The following is a 20,837-nucleotide window of genomic DNA, read 5'->3' on the forward strand; positions in this document are numbered from 1 at the left end:
CAACAAGAATATGGTGAATTAACAAGGTTTAAAGGGAAGCATGGCTTCCCTTTTTTTTGTTGAATGCTAAGGTTAATCCAGTTATGAAATCCATTGATTAGGTTGTTCATGTTAGTCGTACTGGTCGAAGACAACGAAATTCTCAATCACCATTTAGCTTCGCAGCTCAAAGATCGCGGTCATACCGTTTATGCCGATAAAACCGCATCCGCTTGCCTGCAAACCATTCAAAAACACCCCAATGCGGATGCCATGATCATTGACCTTGGCTTGCCAGACTTTGATGGTATCACCTTAATAAAGCAGATCCGCCGCAAAGAGATTAATGTCCCTATTCTCATCCTAACCGCTCGTGGCGATTGGCAAGATAAAGTAGAGGGGCTGAACTCTGGTGCTGATGATTACCTCACCAAGCCGTTTCAGTTCGAAGAGTTAATAGCTCGCTTAGAAGCCCTAGTCCGCCGCTATCAAGGCTTCTCCAATAGCACCATAAACGCAGGCGACATGACGTTAGACACACAAGCGAAAAGCATCAGCTACGCAGACAACGTACTGGATCTCACCGCATTGGAATATCAAATCTTTGAGTATCTTATCCGTCATCGCCAAAAAGTGATTTCAAAAGAACAGATTGCTGACTCACTCTACGATGCAGGAGAGAGCGTACAACTTAACAATATTGAAGTAATCATCTCGCGCCTGCGTAAAAAGCTTGCAGCCCATACCGATGACAAAATCATTAGCACCATTCGTGGTCAAGGCTATCGATTTGAGTTAGAGGCTAAATAGTCAATGAAACGATTGATATCTAGCACCTTTCGTCGGCGAGTTTTATTTATCACCTCTTTAGTGGGAATCGGCTACCTATTGACGATCAGTGCTTTTGTTTACCACCTAGAGAAAGATAAATTGTTCGAAGAGTATGCATTGGATGTCGCCAGTCACGTACCAGCAATTACCAATGAAATCATAGCTTCTGGGCAAGTCACGCCACTAGAAAAGTGGGACGAAGAATTCCCCTTAAACTCGTCCCATTTTTCTATGTTCATCTGTGATGAGAATAACAATGAACTTTGGCGTTCAATGAATGAGAAATCCCGTCAGCAGCTTCTAGAGAAAGGAATTAGTCCTCCAAAGATTGATAACTTCTGCCTAGACCCATTATTACCAACTAAAATAAATCAATTTAAGCTGGTTCAAACAGAACAAGGGGCTGCTTTCATTGCTCATGTTTTACCTTTGGATAAAACGCCTTACAACCCGAAGGGAAGAATCGTTTTGTTAAGGCGAATGGAAGATAAGGTTGCGTCACTAAATCAACTCAAAGTTAATGTAGCGATATTTTCCATTGTTGCCTCTGTCATTATTATGTGGCTAATTTTCCTTGTTTATCGTTGGAGCTTTAAACCATTCAAAGTTCTCGAAAACGAATTGATTGACGTAAAAGCGAACAGGAAAGAGAAGCTAATACACTCATACCCAGAAGACTTAATGCCGATCACAAGTGCTCTTAATGAACTGATGTTCCAGCAAAAAGAAAACGAACAGCGCTATCGCCGAGCATTAAACGATCTCGCACATAGCTTGAAAACACGAGTCGCTGTGTCGCAAGCCTTATTGGATGATATTGAAGAAGGCAAGATTCACGATATCAACCAACAGTTATTAGAAATGGATGATGTGATTCAAGGCCAACTTAAACGTGCATCACTTGGTGTGAAAGGCATCGTAGAGAACGCAACACCAATTAAACCAATCCTAAATAGCCTCCTGCTGATGTTTGATAAGGTCCACATGGATAAGGGCATTCGCGTCGAACAGTTTATCAATAATGATCAGACTCTGCCGATGAGTAAAGCGGACGTCATGGAAGTGTTTGGCAATATTTTGGAGAACGCATATCGCTACGCAGAAAAACGTATCGATGTGTTCATCAACAACACTGAAGGTGGGATTGTCATCACCTTTAACAACGACGGCCCTGCCGTGGATGAGTCTATAAGCGAGACATTATTTAAACGCGGTGTGCGTGCTGACGAGAAAAACCCAGGAACAGGATTAGGTTTGGCTCTGTGTGATGAGATCGTACACAGCTACAAAGGGGCAATATGGTTTGAAACACCAACTGACCCATCCATGGGTGCAAGCTTAAAAGTGCTCCTGCCTTACCGCTAACCCTGCTTCGGTAAACTGATATCAACGCGGCGATTTAACTCGCGCCCATGAGTATTTGCATTACTACTCACTGGGTGCGTTTCGCCATCAGAGCGCGAAGAAGACGCTACTTCATCATGGCCTTCAATATATTGAGCGACTGCGTCTGCGCGCTTTAGACCCAATGTTAGGTTATATCCATTACTGCCCTTAGCATCCGTATTACCAACCACCAGTAATGAAGATTGAGGTCTCTGCTTCAGTTGCTGATTCAACTGAGTGAGAATGAACTTCGATTGAGTGTTTAAGCTCGCTTCGTCAAACTCAAACAGCACTCGGGCAGCAAGTTCGCCCTGCTGACTCTCAGTTAGTTGTGCACGGCTCAATAGGTAGGTCGCACAGGATTTATCGATGCCAGTTTGTTCCAACTGAGACAGTAACATAGGTTCAAGCGCACTCTGTTCACCATCGACTGTAATTTGCATAAACGGACCTTGATGGTATTTCACTTCCGTTTGATGCCCGAAAGACGCCGATTCTTGGTACTGATTCTGCCCTTGCTGGCAATAGTAATACAGCGCTTGATTAGTGTTGTCTTGTGCGAATGATGGCATGGGTAAGCTCACGGCTAACGCCAGAATTAACTTGTTCATTGTATTACTCTCTACAAGGTTAGGTGACCGACTTCTTCGGTGATCAGAGATAAAATTTGATTCAGTATGTCGTCAGTGTTTTCTGCTTTGTAGACGTTGTCCGCCCCGACACAATTACGTAAGCCCACATTGGCATTCAGTTCATAATCAAAACCAATCACCGACATACTGGCACTCATCTGTTCGCCCTCTGGTGTTTTCATGCCTTGGCTCACGCCGTTAATGACCTCTATCGAATCACTGGCTCCATCTGCCGTCACTTTTCCACCATTAATCATATTGAGGATGTTCGAACACATACCACGATCCACGAGTTCTTCGGTTTGCCCAGCATAGTGATTGAAATCTTCACCATCGGACAAAATAATGATCAACTGCTTGGGGTTCTTTGCTAGTTGAGTGACGATTTGTCCTGCTCGAATAATGCCTTGCAGCGAAGCCGTACCACCGGAGGCTTTAAAACTATTCACCTGACGAGTAAAGCTATTAAAGTCCGTGGTATAGAAAATGTCATAGAACTCCGCTAAATCATCTTCATTTGGGATGCGCTTCGCTGCTCCCTTAACCACAAATTGGTTATTAATGGTCTTTTGCGGATAAAACGTATCGTCTTTGTCCCAACCATCCGCGTCATACTTAGTGATACGCTGATCGCGAATAATCAGCTTGTTGTTATTACCTGTATTGATAGTGCGGCGGTTGAATCCCGTGATAGCAACTCGATGTGGGTGCTCAACGTTTAATACATTGTATTGCTCTAATTCATCGGTTACTTTTTCGATGATGTCTTTGAGATCTTCGATTTTGGTTTTCTTACCACCGCTCCAGTTTTCATTCATCGAACCAGAGAAGTCGACGATAAAGGTAATGTCGACAGGCTGACCTTGATAACGTCGTGCTTTAGAGCTTCCAGTAACATCGAAAGTTTCTCCAAAACCAACCATCACCCCCTGACCAGGAAACCAAGATTTATGGCGAGTTTCCCCTGCGACACGATACTCAAAGTAACGCGCTTGCCCTTTTGACAACCCAGCTTGGCAAGCTGGCATCTCATCACAGGACAAACGCTGCACTTTTAAATTTTCAATTCCATCAACGTCATACACATAATGCTCAATATAGTTCTGTGCCAACGTGTGATTTTCGGAATCTTCCGCAGAAACCGCCAGCACCGCCGCTTCTGCTGCTTCTTCTAAGCGGGCTTTGGTCTGCAATGCTCTCGCCCCATCGGAGCCCAGCATGAAAACACCAAACAGGATAGGTATAATCATGGCGAATAACATACCGACATGACCGCTTTGCTTTTTCAAACTAGAGTGCTTTTGAATACTATGTGGCATGTTACCTCCCGATCACGACAGCATCAGATTCAACCCGCGTGAATTCAACACCCAGCAAACTGCCAATCCAGTTGTCGGTTTCATAGCAAACAGAAACACGATACAGCGGCATTTGGCGACCTCGGTTACTCACCACAGATAAGGAACCCAACGAACTGATGTGCTCCCCCACTTGGCAATCTATCGCGCCACGTTTTTCGATGATCACTGGATTAGGTTTATCCACTGCGGCAAAGCTTAACTCTTCAACTTGTAAGCCATACTGACTGACTTGAAAGTTACCAAACGTGCGTTCCAATGAGTGGCGAGTGATGGTATCGACATCATCGGCTTCTTCTTTTGAAAGCTCATAATCCGCACCATAAAGTTGAGTGCGCTCTTTCACCACATTCACTAGCGAATAGGTCAATCGGTCCAACTTCCCTTTTACCGACAGCTTAATAATCACATCACCACTGAAGGCCAATAATAAGCTGAAGAAAATACCGACAATGGCAAATTCAATACTGAAGGTGCCACGTTGTTTCTGTCGCCCTTGGCGATAATTAGATACCAAATTGAGATCGCTCATATTCTTGTACCACCACCATCTCTCGGCTCATGGTGCCTTGTAAGCCAAGAAAGTAGCTGAAGATAGGTTGGAAGTTGTAATCAATGTGATACACAGCCAAGGCTGCATTCTCCGCATCACCACACTCTTTACTGGCTTGCTCAGGCGCTAACTCGCACTGTTCGGTATAGGCTGTGAGTGATTCAATGTTGTCGAGGTATTGGATAGAAACACGAAAACGCTCAACATCTACCGCGGTATTCCAAATGCTGCCTTCTCGATTCAACACCGCTTGAACCGTTTGCATGTAATCGTCATTGCGCTTTTTGGCTGTGCGTGAAATCTCTGAAATTGCCAAATCGTTGATCGCCGAGATGTAAGACATATAGCTCATCTCAACCCACGCCATGCACATCAACCAAAAAGCAAAGAACCCAATTGCAAACTCAATACTGGCAACCCCGCGCTGCTTAGCTTTCACGATTAGCTCCGGATAACACTTGTACTTTTTGTTGTGCTTTTAATGGGCCATAACTGCGTAGAGCACGGTAAATACTGTCTATTTGATGGTTGCTGTACTTCTCACTCAGTAGTTGTTTTACAAACTCATACTGGCCTTCCTTTGCCATGCTCAGTGTCAGGTTTGCCATCACTTGTTCATCTGCCTGACCATTTTTATACAGTGGCAGTAAGCGCTGAATCGCTTGTTTGTACTGACCCTCAGCAATATCAAGTACCGCAAGATTGTTGTTGACCGTTACCCCATCAAAGAAGTGTTCGCGTGAACGCTCAAAATAGCGACGAGCCAAGTCATATTGGTAGTTATAGCCGTAGTAAGTACCAAGCAAGTTTTCTGCTTCCGCATTGGTCTCTTCAAGCGCGAGAGCGGCTTTTGCACTGCTGATCGCCGCAGGGTATTGCGCCAACTCACCATAAGCCTGCGCCTGAATGAGCAAGGTATCGACACTCACTGTTGACTGTTCGGTTAGAGGCTTGATGTAGAACAACGCAGATTCGGCATCACCTAACATCAAATAACTCTGTGCCAGTTTCTCACGCACTTGCGCATCATCGCTTTGTTGAAGTTGTTGTTTATACAAAGCCACCAATTGAGTGTGGTTGTTAGTTTTCTGGTAAATGGCTTCTTTGGAGTCTTGCTGTTGCCACGCTTGCTGGGTAGAACTGCACGCTGCGAGTATTGCTGGTAACAAACAAATCAGAATTTTTTTAAACATGGGACATCATCCTCATCACCCCAGGAGCGGTGATAACAAAAACAAGTGGAATCAAGATGAAAACAATCAACGGAATCGACATCTTGGCCGCCAACTTCCCTATTTGCTCTTCAAGCTCCAACATCTGCACTTCACGAATATCGCCGGACAATGTCGTCAACATGGTGTAGATGGATGAGCCGTGCTGCATGCTTTGAGTTAGCGTCAGCATAAAACTGCGCATCTCAGACGATGGCACTTGCTGATACAACTCTTGTAGCGCACGCTCCATACCCACAATTCGGGCACGCTGATTGGTGTTATCCAATAACTTGCCCAGCTCAGGGTTAAAACTTTGAATCTCTATCGCCAAGTATTTCAACGACGCTTCAATTGACATGCCGGTCTGAACACATATCGCCATGAGATCGATTAAATACGGCAAACTGCGACTGATACGTCGTTGACGGTTGACCTTACGCATCTCCAACCACATATCTGGCAATAAGATGGCTGCTATAGCCCAAGAGGCAGCAAGAGCAATCCAATAGTTAGTTGCGATATCTAACGTGAAGACCAACACGGCAATCAGCAATTCACCAAGCAGCAAGGCCGAATACTTCAATGGTGCAAACCAAGCGGCAACACTGGGGTTATCAATCCCAGCTAGGTGTAAGCGCTGTGACAAACTCGCATCTCGTTTCTCTACTAAGTTCGATAACGGAGACAATATCGACTCTAGTCGAGATTCTTCTTGTTGATCACCTTTGTGTTGGCGAACGATTCTTGCCACTCGGCGTTGATAGCCGAAGTAGTTTAGCACCCAGTAGACGAGCAGAAGTACGCCGAAACTGACACCAACGAGAGAGAAAAACAGCCAAAACGTCGCTTGTGTCATCATTACTTCACTCTCTTCATTAGTGCCCAAATGATCGCCATACCAATCGCTTCGCTAATTACTAAGTAATAAAGCAGCGGACGACCTTCGGGGTTAAACATCACGAACTCGAAGTTCTCAGGACTTAAAAACTGCAAAAAAAACAGAAAGAAAAACGGCGTCGCCGAAACGATTTTTGCTGAAATACGAGCCTCTGACGTCAACGCAAATTTCTTTCTCTCCACCGCTCGAGCTTCAAACATCTGACGGTTCAAACGCGTCATGATTTCTTTCAACTGACCACCGCGCTGCATATTGGCTCGCAGTGTAATCACGAAGAAATGGAAGTTCGGGTTTGGAAAACGCAGACAAGATTTACGAAACACCTCATCAATTGACTCGCCCATTTTTAGACGCTCACCCATTAACTTGAACTCACGTCCAACTTCACCCTCGAGATTGTCACCCACGTACATAATGCCGCGGCCGATGCTTTCTCCTGCGCTAATGGCACTCGCCAGCATGTTCAATGCATCCGGAAAGGTTTCATCAAACTGCTTTTGCTCACGCTTCTGTAGCCATTGATAACCAAACCACCAGCCAAATGGCACCGCAAAAGGCAATAGCTCATAAGCAGCAAACCGAATAAATGTGCTATTCACAACCAAAGCCAGCACAATGACCGCCATAGTGTAGAGCGCTATTTTTAGTAGCGCTAAACGGCCCAATTGGCGCTTTAAATTATCCCAACGCGTTTTCAAACCTTGACGTAAACTTTTGTCAGACAGGCTGGCAAAGTTCACTGCTTGATGAGTCAAAGTCGTTTCTAAACGGGTACGCTGTTGGTATTGAGTTAGGTAACTATCAAGACGTTTATTTTTTTCGCCCATTAAGGCGACAATAATCAGCGCAACACCACCGATTAAAATGAACCAATACATGGCTTACCCCACCGCTTCGATAGCGCTGATGGTGTCAGCAAGCTCTTTGTCCACTCCATAGAAACGTGCTTTTTCGAACAACACTGAGCGATTCATCACCCCTGTTGTTTCATAGCGGCCAGTGATTTTTCCATCGTTGTTATAAGGGTTTGATTGGAAACTGAATAACTCTTCCAACACGACATTTTTCCCCTCCATGCCGAGCACCTCAGTAATGCTCATGACTTTACGAGAGCCATCATGGAGTCTGTTAACCTGTACAATCAGATCGACCGCACTCACTAAAGAGCGACGTATCGCCTCTAGTGGCAAGTTATTGGTTGCCATCATGACCATAGACTCAACTCGAGCAAGGGCATCTCGCGGGCTGTTAGCATGCAGTGTTGACATTGAACCATCGTGGCCGGTATTCATCGCCTGCAACATTTCAAACGCTTCAGCACCACGACATTCACCAACGATGATGCGATCTGGACGCATACGCAGCGAGTTAATCATCAAGTCGCGTGAGTTCACTTCACCGGTACCTTCGATGCCTGCTGTTCGAGTTTCCATGCGAACCACATGAGGCTGGAGCAGTCTCAGCTCAGCGGTATCTTCAATCGTCACCACTCGTTCACCTTGCGAGATGTATTGCGACAGGGCATTCAATAACGTCGTTTTGCCTGAACCTGTACCACCGGCGACAAGAATATTCAGACGACAGCGCGCTGCTAATTGCAGTAACTTCGCCATTTCAGGGCTCAAAGCACCAAACTCGATTAAGTCATCAAAACCAATACTTTTATGCCGAAACTTACGAATCGATATTGCTGTACCATCTATAGCAATTGGAGGTAGAACAATATTCACACGGCTGCCATCTTCTAAACGCGCATCACAGGTTGGTGACGACTCATCAACACGACGACCAACACGACTAGCAATACGCTTGGCGATATCCGCCAATTGTTTTTCATCAAGAAAGTGCACATCCGCTTGCTGCACTAAGCCAAAACGTTCGACATACACTTGCTGGTGACCATTGATCATGATGTCGGTAATGGTGTCGTCATCCATCAGAACCTGTAGCGGCCCCAAGCCCACAAGCTCATGAATCATGCTCACGACATATTCACTTCTCGCTAGAGAGGAAACCGATAGCTGATCACGACTGACCAACATATCTACCGCGTTGCTCAACTGACGCTCTAGGTCAGTTTTCGATAAACTTTCTAGTACTGATGCATCCAAGGCATTAAAAATTTGGTCACGCAGATGAATGTAGGTTTGTTTTGAATGTTGCATTTCCTACTCCCTTAGCGATTAAACAGTTCTTGTACCCAAGAACGTTTTTGTTGCGGCTTATCACCCACCAACAATGCGACTAAGTCACTCAAGCCTTGCTGCATTTCTGATTTGGTATCCATCAGTTGTTGACCTTGAAGTAGGTAATGGTTCGCTTTGTGGTCAAACTCAATTTTGCAGTCGGCTTTGCGACCGAAATATTTGCTGACATCAGACATACTGATTGAGGCCGCATTGTCTGGGCGCGATTGATTCATCACGGTAAGAAGCGGTAGCTCTGGATAACGCATTTCTAACTCAGACACCACACGGTTTAGCTCTCGCAGTGACGATACCGTGGCATCAAACACCACCACTAACGTATCGATCTCAGCAACAGCACGGTCGAACTCTTCATTTGTGGTGACGGTATGAGAATAATCTTCAATCACGAATGAATGATTCTTAACTACCTGCTCTTTCAGTGCTTGGGTGTATTCATGTAGTTCAGAACGTGTAAACGCATCCGACTCCAAGCCCAAGATAGCTAGGTTTTGCCCCAGACTTTGCACCAAGCTAGTAGCAAAATCACTATCAATACTCGATACCAAAGTGCCTTTACGAACACTACGCTTACTGAATTTCTGCAAACCTAAAAGCACATCAATATTGCTACCGGTGTAAGTGTGATCAACCAACAAGGTTGGCGTTTTATGGTGACGACCTAAGGAGCGCGCCACTTCACTGGCAATCAAAGACGTTCCAACGCCGCCTTTGACGCCAAGAAACGCCACTTGCTTGGCTTTTCGGTTCGAAGCCACACCACTTTGTTGTTGACGGTTACGACGCACACCATGGTAGAACTCCATGATCTCTTTGTCGGTTGCAGGCCAAAATAGGTAATAGAAACCAAGCTGCTTTAGCGCACGAATCGTTGAGATCGCATCTTCACTGCCAACGACCACAACCGATACATGTGTAGGCAATTGGTGAGCAATGTTTTTTGCATCTTCAACCACGCTTTGGCTTTTATTTAGCTCAACAATCACCACATCTATACTTGAGTGTGCATGCAATTCCGGATAGTTTTTTTCTTGATTATTAACCGTAATTGGCTCGACTAAGCCTTCAAAGCGAAACGCCTTGTGAACTAAGTCTTTGCACGCAGCAGTTTGATACAAGAACGCACACTTGTTTTCTTTTTGTTGAGTGTGATTCGGCGTGCTTTTACTCAACTTATCGACTAAATCAAACATGATGAGTTTCCCCTAATATCAAAGCGCATTCTGCGGATTAACCATCGACTGCCAACGGCTGCCATCGGTATAACAACCTAGGTGACCCAAACCGTAATCACCGATAATCTCTTGGTGACACACTTCAAGCTGAGCTTGAAGCTGAATCACCGACACTTGCACATCAAAACGATGAGGCTCAGCACGATGTTCGAGAGCTAGCTGTTCGGCAGCCACCCCTTGTCGCAACAATGCCATGCGGTACTGCTGCGCCAACTTTTTACCTTGAGCGTTGTAGCTGGTGATCTGCCATTTACTGCCTGTTTGATTCGGATACTTACGAACAAACTGAGTGAGCTTATTCATGGCGTAAGCGTGATCCTGACTTTGTACCGCAAAGTTAAACTCGGTTGGCTTGAGTGCAATACTGGTCCCACGAGGTTCAACAATATGATCAGCGCAACCAGACAGTACCGTGACCGCCAGTAGAGTTAGCATCCAGTTTTTCATTGACGGAAACCTCCCGCGTTAAGAACTTCACCGGCCCATTGGTCTTGAGCTTTGTTATAACTACCATCAAGCGCGAAGAAGCGTCGTAGCGTGCTGGTTTTTTCCATGGTTGGTAGCTGGATCTGATTGGCTTTCACCGGTTTCACCAAGTTGACGGTTGCCACGATAATCAGCTCGGTTTTGTTGCGTTCTGTACCGGTATGACGAAATAACGCCCCCAAAACAGGAATGTCACCAATAAAGGGAATCCGTGTTAGTGACTCGCGCTCTTCACTATTGAGCAAACCACCCAGAACAAAGCTTTGACCATCACCTAATTCAACGGTGGTTTGTGCACGACGAGTTTTGAAAGCCGGTAAATCAAACACTTCGCTGGTGTAGGTGTTATCTAAAGAACTTACTTCTGGTGACAGTGCCAATTTGATTTTGTCATCACGCAGCACTTTCGCCATTAGATCTAAACGCACACCGAATTCTTTGTAATCAACATCACTAGCCCCATCGACCACCGTTACTACTGGCATTTCACCACCAACTAAGAAGCTTGCTTGCTCTCCAGAAATCACTGATAGGTTTGGCTCTGCCAGCACTTGGCCTACCTTATCGGACCCAACTGCTGAAATTACGGAAACAATGTCATCGGCACTAAAACTGGTTAACTGATCGACAAAGATGCCCACGTCACCACCAGAGCCCATCTTGATACCAAAGTCTTGAATAAAGCTGTGGGAGACTTCTGCAATGGTCAGTTTGACGTTGACTTGCTTAGTTGCAGTCACTTCGATGTTGTTCACCACGCCTTGATAGGTCGGGCGAGACATAAAGTCCACCTGAAGATCACCCGTCGAGCTATCAAGTTCAGGCATTTCAAAGTCATGATTTCTGGGAGACTTGCCCAACAACTCACCCACCAAGGTGTAGATGTTGTCGCGTTCATTGTCAGAAGGCGCACTGCCACTCAGCACGACGTTACTACCAATACCGTTAACCTGTACGTCAGAGTATGGGTACTGCACTTGAATCTGCTGCTCAATATTGCGGTAGCTTTTGCTGACAATCAGAGTTTGGTTGATGAGCTCTGAACCATCGCGATCAAACACGATGAATGATGCTTCACCTTCTGATTTACCCAGTAACACCACCTTGCGAGCATCGATAACTTGGTAGTCCGCCACTTTTTGGTTGGAAACGAACACCGAATCAACTTCGGCTTTAAACGATAAGGTTCTCGCGCCACCAGCAGAAAGCGTGGTAATGCCCTGAGCCTGTAAAGCCGTGGAAACAAGCATTAAGCAATAGATGCTAAATCGAGTTATGGTTTTCATCTTGCCTCCTAATTGAATCGATATTCTTTGATCGATTGAGTTTTCGTGGTTTGTCTTTCATCGGCGAAGTGAATTACATCACTTGAGTTCGCGTGCAGCTCATCCACATACTCCACACCAATCGATTTATGAACCGTAATTTCAGCGATGCGCTTTGCTACCGACAACTTAGCTAACTGACGGTTAGTTACTTGCAACACTAAAGTGACATCAGTGGTTTTCTGGTCGGTCAATGTACTGACTGAGCGCTGCTTTGAGGTCATGTACAATACAGGCACTTGAGCAATCAGTGGTGTCATGGTCAGGTGTTCAATATCCGACACGGTGTTGTCTGCCGAGAGGTTTTGATCCATGGTGGAAATAACAGAGATATCGACCAAATCACCTACGGCAATGGTCCCACCCACCACATCATCACCAGGCACCGTGATATTGAACGGCGCGTAACCAGGCTTAGCCATAGTAGAGAGATAATCGCTTTCTCCCGGCGAAGTTAGCCTCTCTTGCGTCACCCATTCACCTTGCTTCAGGGCTTCAACCGCAATAAGGTGCTTGCTCCAATCGAGCTTAATATCGCTATCAATCCCTTGTTGCGCAGCTTGTGACTCGGTTAAGTATTCAATCACCAAATCTCGACGTTGCAGTGCTTCACCTCGTTTTAGGTCGCGCTTTAACGTCCAGACTTTAAATTTTTTCTCTTCTTTCTGCGGCTGTTGAGTTTGCACAACTGGAGCGGTTGGCTGTGATTGAGTCACGCCATAGAGCCCGACCGAAATGGCAATCGCCGCCAAAACAAGAATGACTTTTGAATTCATGGTTCACCTATAAAGATGCAGCGATGCCAAACAGGCTTCCGAGACAAATGGGTACGCCATAGGGCACACCTCTTTCCATCCCAGCAGGATGATTACCGGTTTGGCTAACCAGCCACTGCGTTAGAGCGAGCACTCCGCCCAAAGTGACAATCAACCAAACCGTCAACGACAAGTACTTCGGCGCAATCATCAGTGCAAATGCAGCCAGTAATTTGCTGTCCCCCGCTGCGAGGATTCGTAGTTGAAACAGCACAGCACCTATCACCAATATCACCATTGAAGACAGTGCGTGACTGTACTCCCCTTTACTCAAGACAAAAAAAACACCCAGTAAAGCAACACTTAACGCCACTCCATTGGGTATTTTCCGGTATTTGATGTCTTGATAACTGGCTATAAAAGCCATGGTGGCGAGGGGAAGCAGCCACCATAGTTTTAACGGCATTGAAAATTATTAACCTTCAGTGCCAGGAGTTACTGTATTTGCATCTGTGATGTTGCTTGAAATCGTAGAAACAGCACCTTTTAGAGCGTCATAAAGTGCGTCATTAAATACCGCTAGTACGATTGCAGACATGCAAACACCTAGGATTGCGTATTCAATTGCCGTTACGCCGCGTTCGTCGTTTTTGAATGATTCGATAAACAGTTGTGTTTTTACAAATAGGTTAGTTAACATTTTGACTCCTCAATTTTTCTAACACGTCAAAAAGATGACGGAGCGAATGATAAGAATTGAGGGCTTTTTGAGCAAACCAAGACCACGCCGCCTGACACTGCTCTGACAGATAGCGAGATTTCATTCAGGTTGGATTCAGTTTTCGCATAGGAAAACGTTTACTTAATCACAACAAAAATCATTGTGGTCCGATTTTTTCTTTTTCGGCTTAATTCACACTTTGCGTCGTATAGACATTAAGGTAAGGTCAAGGATTATCCTATTGACCAGTCAAAGACTGGCGTTAAGACACATAAAGCAATCACAATGAATTAGGTATAACGACAAATGCAGTTCTCAAAGTTTGGTGAAAAATTTAATCAGTATTCAGGTATCACGCAGTTAATGGACGATTTGAATGATGGTCTGCGCACACCAGGTGCCATCATGCTCGGTGGAGGCAACCCAGCCGCCATTCCTGCCATGCTCGATTACTTTCGCCAAGCCAGTGAGGAAATGCTCGCCAGTGGAGAGCTTGTCGCCGCCCTCGCCAACTATGATGGTCCGCAAGGCAAAGACGCGTTCGTTAAAGCGTTGGCTCAGTTATTCCGTGAAACTTACGGCTGGGATATTTCCGAGAAGAACATCAGCCTAACTAACGGCAGCCAAAGTGGCTTCTTCTACTTGTTCAACTTACTAGCAGGTCAGCAGCCAGACGGTTCACACAAGAAGGTGCTACTGCCAATCGCGCCTGAGTACATCGGTTATGGTGATGCAGGCATTGATGAAGATATCTTTGTCTCTTACCACCCAGAAATCGAGCTGTTGGATCACGGTCTGTTTAAATACCACGTCGATTTTGAGCAGCTAAAAGTTGATGACTCTGTTGCGGCAATCTGCGCGTCTCGCCCAACCAACCCAACGGGTAACGTACTGACAGACGAAGAAGTACGTAAGCTGGACAAGCTAGCACGTGAGAACAACATTCCGCTGATCATCGATAACGCCTACGGTCTGCCGTTCCCAAATATCATTTTTGAAGATGTCGAACCGTTCTGGAATGAAAACACCATCCTGTGCATGAGCTTATCTAAACTTGGTTTACCAGGCGTGCGCTGTGGCATTGTGATTGCGAGTGAAGAAATCACGCAAGCGTTAACCAATATGAACGGCATCATCAGCTTAGCTCCGGGCAGTGTTGGTCCCGCTTTGGCAAACCACATCATTGGTAAAGGTGATCTGCTTAAACTGAGTTCAGAGGTGATTAAGCCGTTCTATAAGCAGAAGTCGCAACGTGCGGTCGAACTGCTCCAAGAAGCGATTACCGATGAGCGCTTTCGTATTCACAAACCGGAAGGCGCTATCTTCTTGTGGCTATGGTTTGATGAACTGCCAATTACGACAATGGAACTTTACCAACGCTTGAAAGCGCGTGGGGTCTTGATTGTTCCGGGTGAATACTTCTTTATTGGCCAGAAGGACGAGTGGGATCATGCACACCAATGCTTGCGTATGAACTACGTTCAAGACGATGAGATGATGCAAAAAGGCATTGCGATTATCGCTGAAGAAGTGGAAAAGGCTTACCGCGAAGGTAAATAGATGGATTAAACTCAGCCGTTGTTCTCTTTGAAATTACTGCTTTGAAATAGCGGATTTGAAAACCCCAAACTAAAAAGAGCGCCCATATGGCGCTCTTTCTCATTCTATAACCGGGTGGTTAACTGAAATGTCATCAGCTGATTAGCTGTTTTCAATCAGATTGTTGCCACCGATAGCAATCTTACGCGGTTGCATCGCTTCTGGAATTTCACGAACTAAATCGATATGAAGTAGACCGTTTTCCATTGATGCACCAACGACTTTTACGTAATCCGCAAGTTGGAATTTACGTTCAAAATCGCGCTCCGCAATACCTTGGTAAACGTAGTTTTTACCTTCTTCGGCTTTACGCTCGCCCTTCACGATCAACATGTTTTCGTTTTGAGTCAAATCGAGCTGATCTTCAGCAAAACCAGCGACTGCCATAGTAATACGGTAGTTATGCTCGTCTTTTTGCTCGATGTTGTATGGAGGGTAACCGCCAGAAGTGTTCTTCGCAGAGCTTGCTTCCATCAGGTTAAACAGACGGTCGAAGCCAATTGCATTACGGTATAGTGGTGAGAAATCTACATTACGCATAATCTATCCTCTTTTAAGCAATAGTCTTAGCCCAGATGAAGGTCATCCACGTGGAGCATTTATGCAAGAAAGCGCCGAGCTAAGGGATCCGATGATTCATTCCTCTGACCTACTCTTTAGGTGCGGGGACATGAAGTCGAATCTAGGGTCAAGTTGTGTGCTAAAACTGAGTATCCTCTCCTGAGCGATCTCGTTTAGCGATTCCAGAGGCGCTGTTCTTCTCTTGTTGAGCAAGCTAGCCATCCCTCTTCATAACTAGATATAAGGTCGAAAAATGGGCTTTCAAGGGCTCCAGTGAAAATATTTTAGATCTCCGACTCGGTCATTCCTCCCCCTCGAAGCGTTCCCATACTTATAGGCGCAGCCGCTCTCGTATCTCGACTCTTTTATCTCGTTTCTATCCCCATAAAAAAACGCCACCTCTTGCGAGATGGCGTTTTTAGTATGACTTGACTAAGTCTGTAAGACTACACGTCTAGGTTTGCTACTTTCAGCGCGTTCTCTTCGATGAAGTTACGACGCGGCTCAACTTGGTCACCCATTAGCGTTGTGAACAATTGATCTGCGCCTACCGCATCTTCAATGGTTACTTGCATCATGCGACGTGTCTCAGGATCCATTGTTGTTTCCCAAAGCTGATCTGGGTTCATCTCACCTAGACCTTTGTAGCGCTGTAGGCTTAGACCACGACGCGACTCTTTGATTAGCCACTCAAGTGCCGATGCAAAACTTGATACTGGCTGAGTACGCTCACCACGCTTGATGTAAGCGCCTTCTTCTAGCAGACCGTCTAGCGCTTCAGATAGATCCGCTAGCTTGCCGTACTCTTTCGAGTTCAGTAGGTCGATGCTTAGTGCGTAGTTGTGCGTCACACCGTGAGTACGTACGATGATCTTAGGTAGGTTTAGACCTAGCTCTTCGTGTTGCTCAACTTCGAAGCTGTATTGGCTTGCGCCTACTTCTTTCGCGTTTAGCTGTTCAACTAGCTGTTTTGTCCACGCTTCTACTGCTGCTGCATCGTGACATTGCTCAGCCGTTAGACGCGGCGTGTAGATTAGCTCATGAACTAGCGCGCTTGGGTAACGACGGCTCATACGATCCGCCAGTTTGATACCTGCGTTGTATTGCTGAACTAGCTTCTCTAACGCTTCACCTGCCAATGCTGGCGCTTCTGCGTTTACGTGTAGTGACGCGTTATCAAGAGCCAAAGCAACTTGGTATTGATTCATCGCGTCTTCATCTTTGATGTACTGCTCTTGCTTACCTTTCTTCACTTTGTAAAGTGGTGGCTGAGCGATGTACACGTAGCCACGCTCGATAAGCTCTGGCATTTGACGGTAGAAGAAGGTCAACAGTAGCGTACGGATGTGCGAACCATCGACGTCAGCATCGGTCATGATGATGATGTTGTGGTAACGCAGTTTGTCCGGGTTGTACTCGTCACGGCCGATACCACAACCTAGTGCCGTGATCAGCGTTGCTACTTCTTGAGAAGAAAGCATCTTGTCGAAACGCGCTTTTTCTACGTTAAGAATCTTACCTTTTAGCGGTAGGATTGCTTGGTTTTTACGGTTACGGCCTTGTTTTGCGGAGCCGCCTGCCGAATCACCCTCCACTATGTATAGTTCAGAGAGTGCTGGATCTTTTTCCTGACAGTCTGCAAGTTTGCCTGGTAGACCTGCTAGGTCTAGCGCACCTTTACGACGAGTCATTTCACGAGCTTTACGCGCCGCTTCACGAGCACGTGCTGCATCGATGATTTTAGTACACACCATCTTAGCTTCTGTTGGGTTCTCAATTAGGAACTCAGACAGTTTTTCACCCATTGCCGACTCAACCGCAGATTTCACTTCAGATGAAACCAGTTTGTCTTTGGTTTGGCTCGAGAATTTAGGATCTGGCACTTTAACCGAAACAACCGCAGTTAGACCTTCACGAGCGTCATCACCAGAAGTTGCCGTTTTCGCTTTCTTAGAGAAACCTTCTTTGTCCATAAAGGTGTTCAGTGTACGCGTTAACGCCGCACGGAAACCAGCAAGGTGAGTACCACCATCGCGTTGTGGAATGTTGTTAGTAAAACAGTAGATGTTCTCTTGGAAGCCGTCGTTCCATTGCATTGCTACTTCTACGGCAATGCCATCTTCACGTTCAAAATCGAAGTGGAAGATTTTCTCAATGATCGGTGTTTTGTTGGTGTTTAGGTGCTCAACGAACGCTTGAATACCACCTTCAAACATGAAGTGGTCGCTCTTGTCTGCTTCACGCTCATCAACCAGCTTGATAGAAACACCTGAGTTTAGGAAAGAAAGCTCACGTAGACGTTTTGCTAGGATATCGTAATGGAATTCGATATTTGTGAAGGTTTCAGCACTTGGCCAAAAGCGGATTTGTGTACCCGTTTGCTCAGTGTCACCTACTACCGCTAGTGGCGCTTGAGGCTCACCGTGGTGGTAAGTTTGCGTATGGATATGACCACCGCGGTGGATAGTCAGAACCACTTTCTCAGACAGTGCGTTTACTACAGAAACACCTACGCCGTGCAGACCGCCTGATACTTTGTATGAGTTATCATCGAACTTACCACCAGCGTGAAGTACCGTCATGATAACTTCTGCTGCCGATACTTGCTCTTCTGGGTGCATTTCTGTTGGAATGCCACGACCATCATCCGTAACTGAAACCGAGTTATCCTCATGAATTGTCACAACGATGTCTTTACAGTGACCTGCCAACGCTTCATCAATTGAGTTATCCACCACCTCAAAGACCATGTGGTGAAGACCGGTGCCGTCGTCCGTGTCGCCGATGTACATACCTGGACGCTTACGAACCGCATCCAGACCCTTTAGTACCTTAATACTCGATGAATCGTAATTTTCAGACATGAGTTTCTCTCTTCTAGTTTGACTCTATCCTGCCATGTTCCACATGAAACAATTTGCCCGTATCGTCCAACATATCGGCGATTTGGCTATCAGTGATAGAGCTTACAAATACTTGTGCGCCCGTCTTTTTTAAGCAGTCAGCAAGACGCTTACGACGTTGGCTGTCTAATTCCGACGCAAAGTCGTCAATTAGGTAAATACATTGTTTTCCGGTCATTTCGGTAAGGTGTTGTCCCTGCGCCACGCGCAATGCACACACCATGAGCTTTAATTGACCGCGTGATAGGACGTCCTCAACTGGCGTGCCATTCACTTTAATGCGCAGATCAGCCTTATTCGGCCCACTAAAGGTGTAGCCCAACGACTGATCACGCTCGAAATTTTTCTCTAGTATCTCATGATAGGGCGTGTCTTTGTCCCATCCACGATAATACTTTAATTGGATCTCAAATTCTGGCAAAAATGTCTGACAGATGGTTTCCGCTACGGTTTTCATCTGTTCGATGTAATGCGCTCGCCATTGGCTAATATTTTCTGCCAAACGTGCCATTTCCTGATCCCAGTAACTGAGTTCGCGATAACTTCTGGCAATTTTGAGTAAAGCATTGCGTTGCTTGTTAAGACGCTTAAAACGTCCCCATGCATCATAGAAAGCTGGCTCCGTATGAAACACGCCCCAATCAATAAATGCACGACGATGCTTTGGACCATCCGTAAGGAGATCAAACCCTTCCGGGTGTATCAACTGCAAAGGCAAAACTTGTGCAAGTTGCGCCAATTTTTGCCCAGATTGACCGCCTATTTTAACCTCTGTTGAGCCATCACGCTGCTTATTAATGCCAATAGGTAGCTCAAATTGATCCGAGTTCAAAAAACGACCATGAACAAACAGTTCATCGCACTCATTTTGGATAACTCGGCCAGTCAATGAGCTCTTGAAAGAGCGGCCATGTCCGAGCAAATAAATCGCTTCTAGGACGCTGGTTTTACCGCTGCCATTCGGTCCAATAAGAAAGTTAAAGCCTGCTGATAGGTTAATATCACAGGCTTTAATGTTTCGAAACTGCTGAATGATGAGGCGAGAAAGTGGCATTCAGATGACTTACAGACGGATTGGCATCACCACGTACATGGCACTGTCGTCGTCTGCATTTTCAATCAACGCACTGGCGTTGGCATCTGACATCGATATACGCACATTATCGCAACGTAGGGTGTTAAGTACGTCCAGCACATAACTTACGTTGAAGCCAATCTCAATAGCGTCACCTTCGAAGGTCACGTCTAGCATTTCTTCCGCTTCTTCTTGCTCAGGGTTATTTGCAGTAATACGCATTTCACTGCCGGCAAGATTCACACGAACACCACGGAACTTTTCATTAGAAAGAATCGCTGCACGAGAAAACGCTTGGCGTAATTCATCGCAGCTTGCTTCTAGTGTTTTGGTCGTACTTTGTGGCATTACGCGGCGATAATCAGGGAAACGACCATCAACAAGCTTAGAAGTGAAGATAAAGTTATTTACTTCTGCACGTACATTTGAACTGCCAATCTGTAGCACAACAGGCTGTTCTGGCGCGTCCATCAGTTTCACCAACTCTTGTACACCTTTACGTGGCACGATGATTTGCTTCTGTGCAAAGTCGGCACCCAATTGTGTTTGAGACACTGCCATACGGTGACCATCGGTTGCCACGCTGCGTAGCGTCGTACCGTCGATTTCAAACAACATGCCGTTTAGGTAGTAACGAACGTCTTGGTTCGCCATCGAGAATTGTGTTTTTTCAATCAGCGTACGTAGCTCAGACTGAGTCAGTGATACTTCAACTTCGCTTTGCCAATCTTCGATATTTGGAAAATCATTTGCTGGTAGTGTAGCTAAAGAGAAACGGCTACGGCCGGAACGAACTTGTACACGATCGCCTTCTAGTACGAAGGTAATGATCGCATCGTCTGGTAGGCCACGGCAGATATCGAGAAACTTACGAGAAGGAACGGTAATGCTGCCCGCTTCAAAATCCCCTTCTAGAGTCACTTTGCTCACCAATTCCACTTCCAAATCGGTTGCGGTCATTGATAACACGTTCTCTTCTACTTTGATCAGTAGGTTACCTAAAATTGGCAGGGTTGGTCGGCCACCCAGAGCGCCCGAAACCTGTTGTAGCGGTTTGATTAAATGACTACGTTCAATGGTAAATTTCATGCTTGGCTCTTTACGCTGTCAGCTCAATTA

At 45.8% G+C, this 20,837-nt stretch carries 21 protein-coding genes; 3 read left to right on the forward strand and 18 right to left on the reverse strand.

Annotation, left to right across the window (positions count from 1 at the left end; genetic code table 11):
* The first annotated feature begins 108 nt into the window (after positions 1-108).
* Both BSZ04_RS23495 and BSZ04_RS23500 read left to right on the forward strand, forming a co-directional pair.
* Positions 109-789 carry a response regulator transcription factor gene (locus BSZ04_RS23495; RefSeq protein WP_088881503.1) on the forward strand — a complete coding sequence of 227 codons (681 nt, stop codon included), beginning with the start codon at positions 109-111 and terminating at the stop codon, positions 787-789.
* Positions 790-792: 3 nt separating this feature from the next.
* Entirely contained in the window at positions 793-2,175 is a 1,383-nt protein-coding gene (locus tag BSZ04_RS23500) for an ATP-binding protein (RefSeq protein WP_088881504.1), read from the forward strand.
* Here BSZ04_RS23500 and BSZ04_RS23505 read toward each other — a convergent pair.
* From BSZ04_RS23505 to BSZ04_RS23570, 14 genes are read right to left on the reverse strand one after another with little or no spacing between them, the layout of a single operon-like run.
* Complete coding sequence (locus BSZ04_RS23505; RefSeq protein ID WP_052439726.1) at positions 2,172-2,807, reverse strand: OmpA family protein; 636 nt, start codon at positions 2,805-2,807, stop codon at positions 2,172-2,174. The two genes, BSZ04_RS23500 and BSZ04_RS23505, sit on opposite strands and share 4 nt — an antisense overlap.
* An 11-nt stretch (positions 2,808-2,818) precedes the next feature.
* Positions 2,819-4,147, reverse strand: coding sequence for a pilus assembly protein TadG-related protein (locus BSZ04_RS23510; RefSeq protein ID WP_161493765.1), 1,329 nt, complete (start codon positions 4,145-4,147; stop codon positions 2,819-2,821).
* A gap of 1 nt (position 4,148) precedes the next feature.
* Positions 4,149-4,718, reverse strand: coding sequence for a tight adherence pilus pseudopilin TadF (gene tadF, locus BSZ04_RS23515; protein ID WP_045380178.1), 570 nt, complete (start codon positions 4,716-4,718; stop codon positions 4,149-4,151).
* Positions 4,693-5,178, reverse strand: a complete 486-nt coding sequence (locus BSZ04_RS23520; RefSeq protein WP_045371880.1) for a TadE/TadG family type IV pilus assembly protein — start codon at positions 5,176-5,178, stop codon at positions 4,693-4,695. The genes tadF and BSZ04_RS23520 overlap by 26 nt, the downstream gene beginning before the upstream one ends.
* Positions 5,168-5,932: a tetratricopeptide repeat protein gene (locus tag BSZ04_RS23525; RefSeq protein ID WP_088881505.1), complete on the reverse strand. Its 765-nt coding sequence runs from the start codon at positions 5,930-5,932 to the stop codon at positions 5,168-5,170. Before BSZ04_RS23525 ends, BSZ04_RS23520 begins: the two co-directional genes overlap by 11 nt.
* Positions 5,925-6,812: a type II secretion system F family protein gene (locus tag BSZ04_RS23530; RefSeq protein WP_088881506.1), complete on the reverse strand. Its 888-nt coding sequence runs from the start codon at positions 6,810-6,812 to the stop codon at positions 5,925-5,927. Before BSZ04_RS23530 ends, BSZ04_RS23525 begins: the two co-directional genes overlap by 8 nt.
* Entirely contained in the window at positions 6,812-7,729 is a 918-nt protein-coding gene (locus BSZ04_RS23535) for a type II secretion system F family protein (protein WP_088881507.1), read from the reverse strand. The genes BSZ04_RS23530 and BSZ04_RS23535 overlap by 1 nt, the downstream gene beginning before the upstream one ends.
* Positions 7,730-7,732: 3 nt before the next feature.
* Positions 7,733-9,016, reverse strand: a complete 1,284-nt coding sequence (locus BSZ04_RS23540; protein ID WP_088881508.1) for a TadA family conjugal transfer-associated ATPase — start codon at positions 9,014-9,016, stop codon at positions 7,733-7,735.
* 11 nt (positions 9,017-9,027) lie between these two features.
* Positions 9,028-10,251: a CpaE/TadZ family protein gene (locus tag BSZ04_RS23545; protein WP_088881509.1), complete on the reverse strand. Its 1,224-nt coding sequence runs from the start codon at positions 10,249-10,251 to the stop codon at positions 9,028-9,030.
* An 18-nt stretch (positions 10,252-10,269) separates the two neighbouring features.
* Positions 10,270-10,740, reverse strand: coding sequence for a hypothetical protein (locus tag BSZ04_RS23550; RefSeq protein WP_045380197.1), 471 nt, complete (start codon positions 10,738-10,740; stop codon positions 10,270-10,272).
* On the reverse strand, positions 10,737-12,065 hold the full coding sequence (locus BSZ04_RS23555; protein ID WP_088881510.1) for a type II and III secretion system protein family protein: 1,329 nt from the start codon (positions 12,063-12,065) through the stop codon (positions 10,737-10,739). The genes BSZ04_RS23550 and BSZ04_RS23555 overlap by 4 nt, the downstream gene beginning before the upstream one ends.
* A gap of 8 nt (positions 12,066-12,073) precedes the next feature.
* Positions 12,074-12,880 (reverse strand): Flp pilus assembly protein CpaB, encoded by an 807-nt coding sequence (gene cpaB / locus BSZ04_RS23560; RefSeq protein ID WP_088881511.1) that lies wholly within the window; start codon positions 12,878-12,880, stop codon positions 12,074-12,076.
* 7 nt (positions 12,881-12,887) lie between these two features.
* Complete coding sequence (locus tag BSZ04_RS23565) at positions 12,888-13,325, reverse strand: A24 family peptidase (RefSeq protein ID WP_167381317.1); 438 nt, start codon at positions 13,323-13,325, stop codon at positions 12,888-12,890.
* 9 nt (positions 13,326-13,334) lie between these two features.
* Positions 13,335-13,559, reverse strand: a complete 225-nt coding sequence (locus BSZ04_RS23570) for a Flp family type IVb pilin (RefSeq protein WP_088881512.1) — start codon at positions 13,557-13,559, stop codon at positions 13,335-13,337.
* Between the two features lie 327 nt (positions 13,560-13,886).
* On the opposite strand from BSZ04_RS23570, the gene BSZ04_RS23575 reads away from it, so the two are divergent.
* Positions 13,887-15,140 carry a valine--pyruvate transaminase gene (locus BSZ04_RS23575; protein WP_088881513.1) on the forward strand — a complete coding sequence of 418 codons (1,254 nt, stop codon included), beginning with the start codon at positions 13,887-13,889 and terminating at the stop codon, positions 15,138-15,140.
* A 141-nt stretch (positions 15,141-15,281) separates the two neighbouring features.
* Here BSZ04_RS23575 and BSZ04_RS23580 read toward each other — a convergent pair whose 3' ends face one another.
* The 4 genes from BSZ04_RS23580 to dnaN form a co-directional block, all read right to left on the reverse strand.
* Positions 15,282-15,719, reverse strand: a complete 438-nt coding sequence (locus tag BSZ04_RS23580; RefSeq protein ID WP_005426066.1) for an Hsp20 family protein — start codon at positions 15,717-15,719, stop codon at positions 15,282-15,284.
* Between the two features lie 467 nt (positions 15,720-16,186).
* Complete coding sequence (gene gyrB, locus BSZ04_RS23585) at positions 16,187-18,604, reverse strand: DNA topoisomerase (ATP-hydrolyzing) subunit B (RefSeq protein WP_010444796.1); 2,418 nt, start codon at positions 18,602-18,604, stop codon at positions 16,187-16,189.
* Between the two features lie 13 nt (positions 18,605-18,617).
* A complete protein-coding gene (gene recF, locus BSZ04_RS23590) occupies positions 18,618-19,697 on the reverse strand; it encodes a DNA replication/repair protein RecF (RefSeq protein ID WP_088881514.1) in 1,080 nt (359 codons plus the stop codon).
* A gap of 9 nt (positions 19,698-19,706) precedes the next feature.
* Positions 19,707-20,807, reverse strand: coding sequence for a DNA polymerase III subunit beta (dnaN, locus tag BSZ04_RS23595; RefSeq protein WP_010444792.1), 1,101 nt, complete (start codon positions 20,805-20,807; stop codon positions 19,707-19,709).
* Positions 20,808-20,837: the final 30 nt, after the last annotated feature.

Origin of the sequence: Vibrio rotiferianus (genome assembly GCF_002214395.1) — a bacterium.
Classification (GTDB): Bacteria; Pseudomonadota; Gammaproteobacteria; order Enterobacterales; family Vibrionaceae; genus Vibrio; species Vibrio rotiferianus.

What these genes read in the sequence shown, in the direction of transcription:
- recF (WP_088881514.1), bottom strand. Translation starts at nt 19,697, where the DNA reads ATGCCACTTTCTCGCCTCATCATTCAGCAGTTTCGAAACATTAAAGCC.
- BSZ04_RS23525 (WP_088881505.1), bottom strand. Translation starts at nt 5,932, where the DNA reads ATGTTTAAAAAAATTCTGATTTGTTTGTTACCAGCAATACTCGCAGCG.
- BSZ04_RS23540 (WP_088881508.1), bottom strand. Translation starts at nt 9,016, where the DNA reads ATGCAACATTCAAAACAAACCTACATTCATCTGCGTGACCAAATTTTT.
- BSZ04_RS23510 (WP_161493765.1), bottom strand. Translation starts at nt 4,147, where the DNA reads ATGCCACATAGTATTCAAAAGCACTCTAGTTTGAAAAAGCAAAGCGGT.
- gyrB (WP_010444796.1), bottom strand. Translation starts at nt 18,604, where the DNA reads ATGTCTGAAAATTACGATTCATCGAGTATTAAGGTACTAAAGGGTCTG.
- dnaN (WP_010444792.1), bottom strand. Translation starts at nt 20,807, where the DNA reads ATGAAATTTACCATTGAACGTAGTCATTTAATCAAACCGCTACAACAG.
- cpaB (WP_088881511.1), bottom strand. Translation starts at nt 12,880, where the DNA reads ATGAATTCAAAAGTCATTCTTGTTTTGGCGGCGATTGCCATTTCGGTC.
- BSZ04_RS23495 (WP_088881503.1), top strand. Translation starts at nt 109, where the DNA reads ATGTTAGTCGTACTGGTCGAAGACAACGAAATTCTCAATCACCATTTA.
- BSZ04_RS23550 (WP_045380197.1), bottom strand. Translation starts at nt 10,740, where the DNA reads ATGAAAAACTGGATGCTAACTCTACTGGCGGTCACGGTACTGTCTGGT.
- BSZ04_RS23530 (WP_088881506.1), bottom strand. Translation starts at nt 6,812, where the DNA reads ATGATGACACAAGCGACGTTTTGGCTGTTTTTCTCTCTCGTTGGTGTC.
- BSZ04_RS23565 (WP_167381317.1), bottom strand. Translation starts at nt 13,325, where the DNA reads ATGCCGTTAAAACTATGGTGGCTGCTTCCCCTCGCCACCATGGCTTTT.
- BSZ04_RS23575 (WP_088881513.1), top strand. Translation starts at nt 13,887, where the DNA reads ATGCAGTTCTCAAAGTTTGGTGAAAAATTTAATCAGTATTCAGGTATC.
- BSZ04_RS23580 (WP_005426066.1), bottom strand. Translation starts at nt 15,719, where the DNA reads ATGCGTAATGTAGATTTCTCACCACTATACCGTAATGCAATTGGCTTC.
- BSZ04_RS23500 (WP_088881504.1), top strand. Translation starts at nt 793, where the DNA reads ATGAAACGATTGATATCTAGCACCTTTCGTCGGCGAGTTTTATTTATC.
- BSZ04_RS23545 (WP_088881509.1), bottom strand. Translation starts at nt 10,251, where the DNA reads ATGTTTGATTTAGTCGATAAGTTGAGTAAAAGCACGCCGAATCACACT.
- BSZ04_RS23505 (WP_052439726.1), bottom strand. Translation starts at nt 2,807, where the DNA reads ATGAACAAGTTAATTCTGGCGTTAGCCGTGAGCTTACCCATGCCATCA.
- BSZ04_RS23555 (WP_088881510.1), bottom strand. Translation starts at nt 12,065, where the DNA reads ATGAAAACCATAACTCGATTTAGCATCTATTGCTTAATGCTTGTTTCC.
- BSZ04_RS23535 (WP_088881507.1), bottom strand. Translation starts at nt 7,729, where the DNA reads ATGTATTGGTTCATTTTAATCGGTGGTGTTGCGCTGATTATTGTCGCC.
- tadF (WP_045380178.1), bottom strand. Translation starts at nt 4,718, where the DNA reads ATGAGCGATCTCAATTTGGTATCTAATTATCGCCAAGGGCGACAGAAA.
- BSZ04_RS23570 (WP_088881512.1), bottom strand. Translation starts at nt 13,559, where the DNA reads ATGTTAACTAACCTATTTGTAAAAACACAACTGTTTATCGAATCATTC.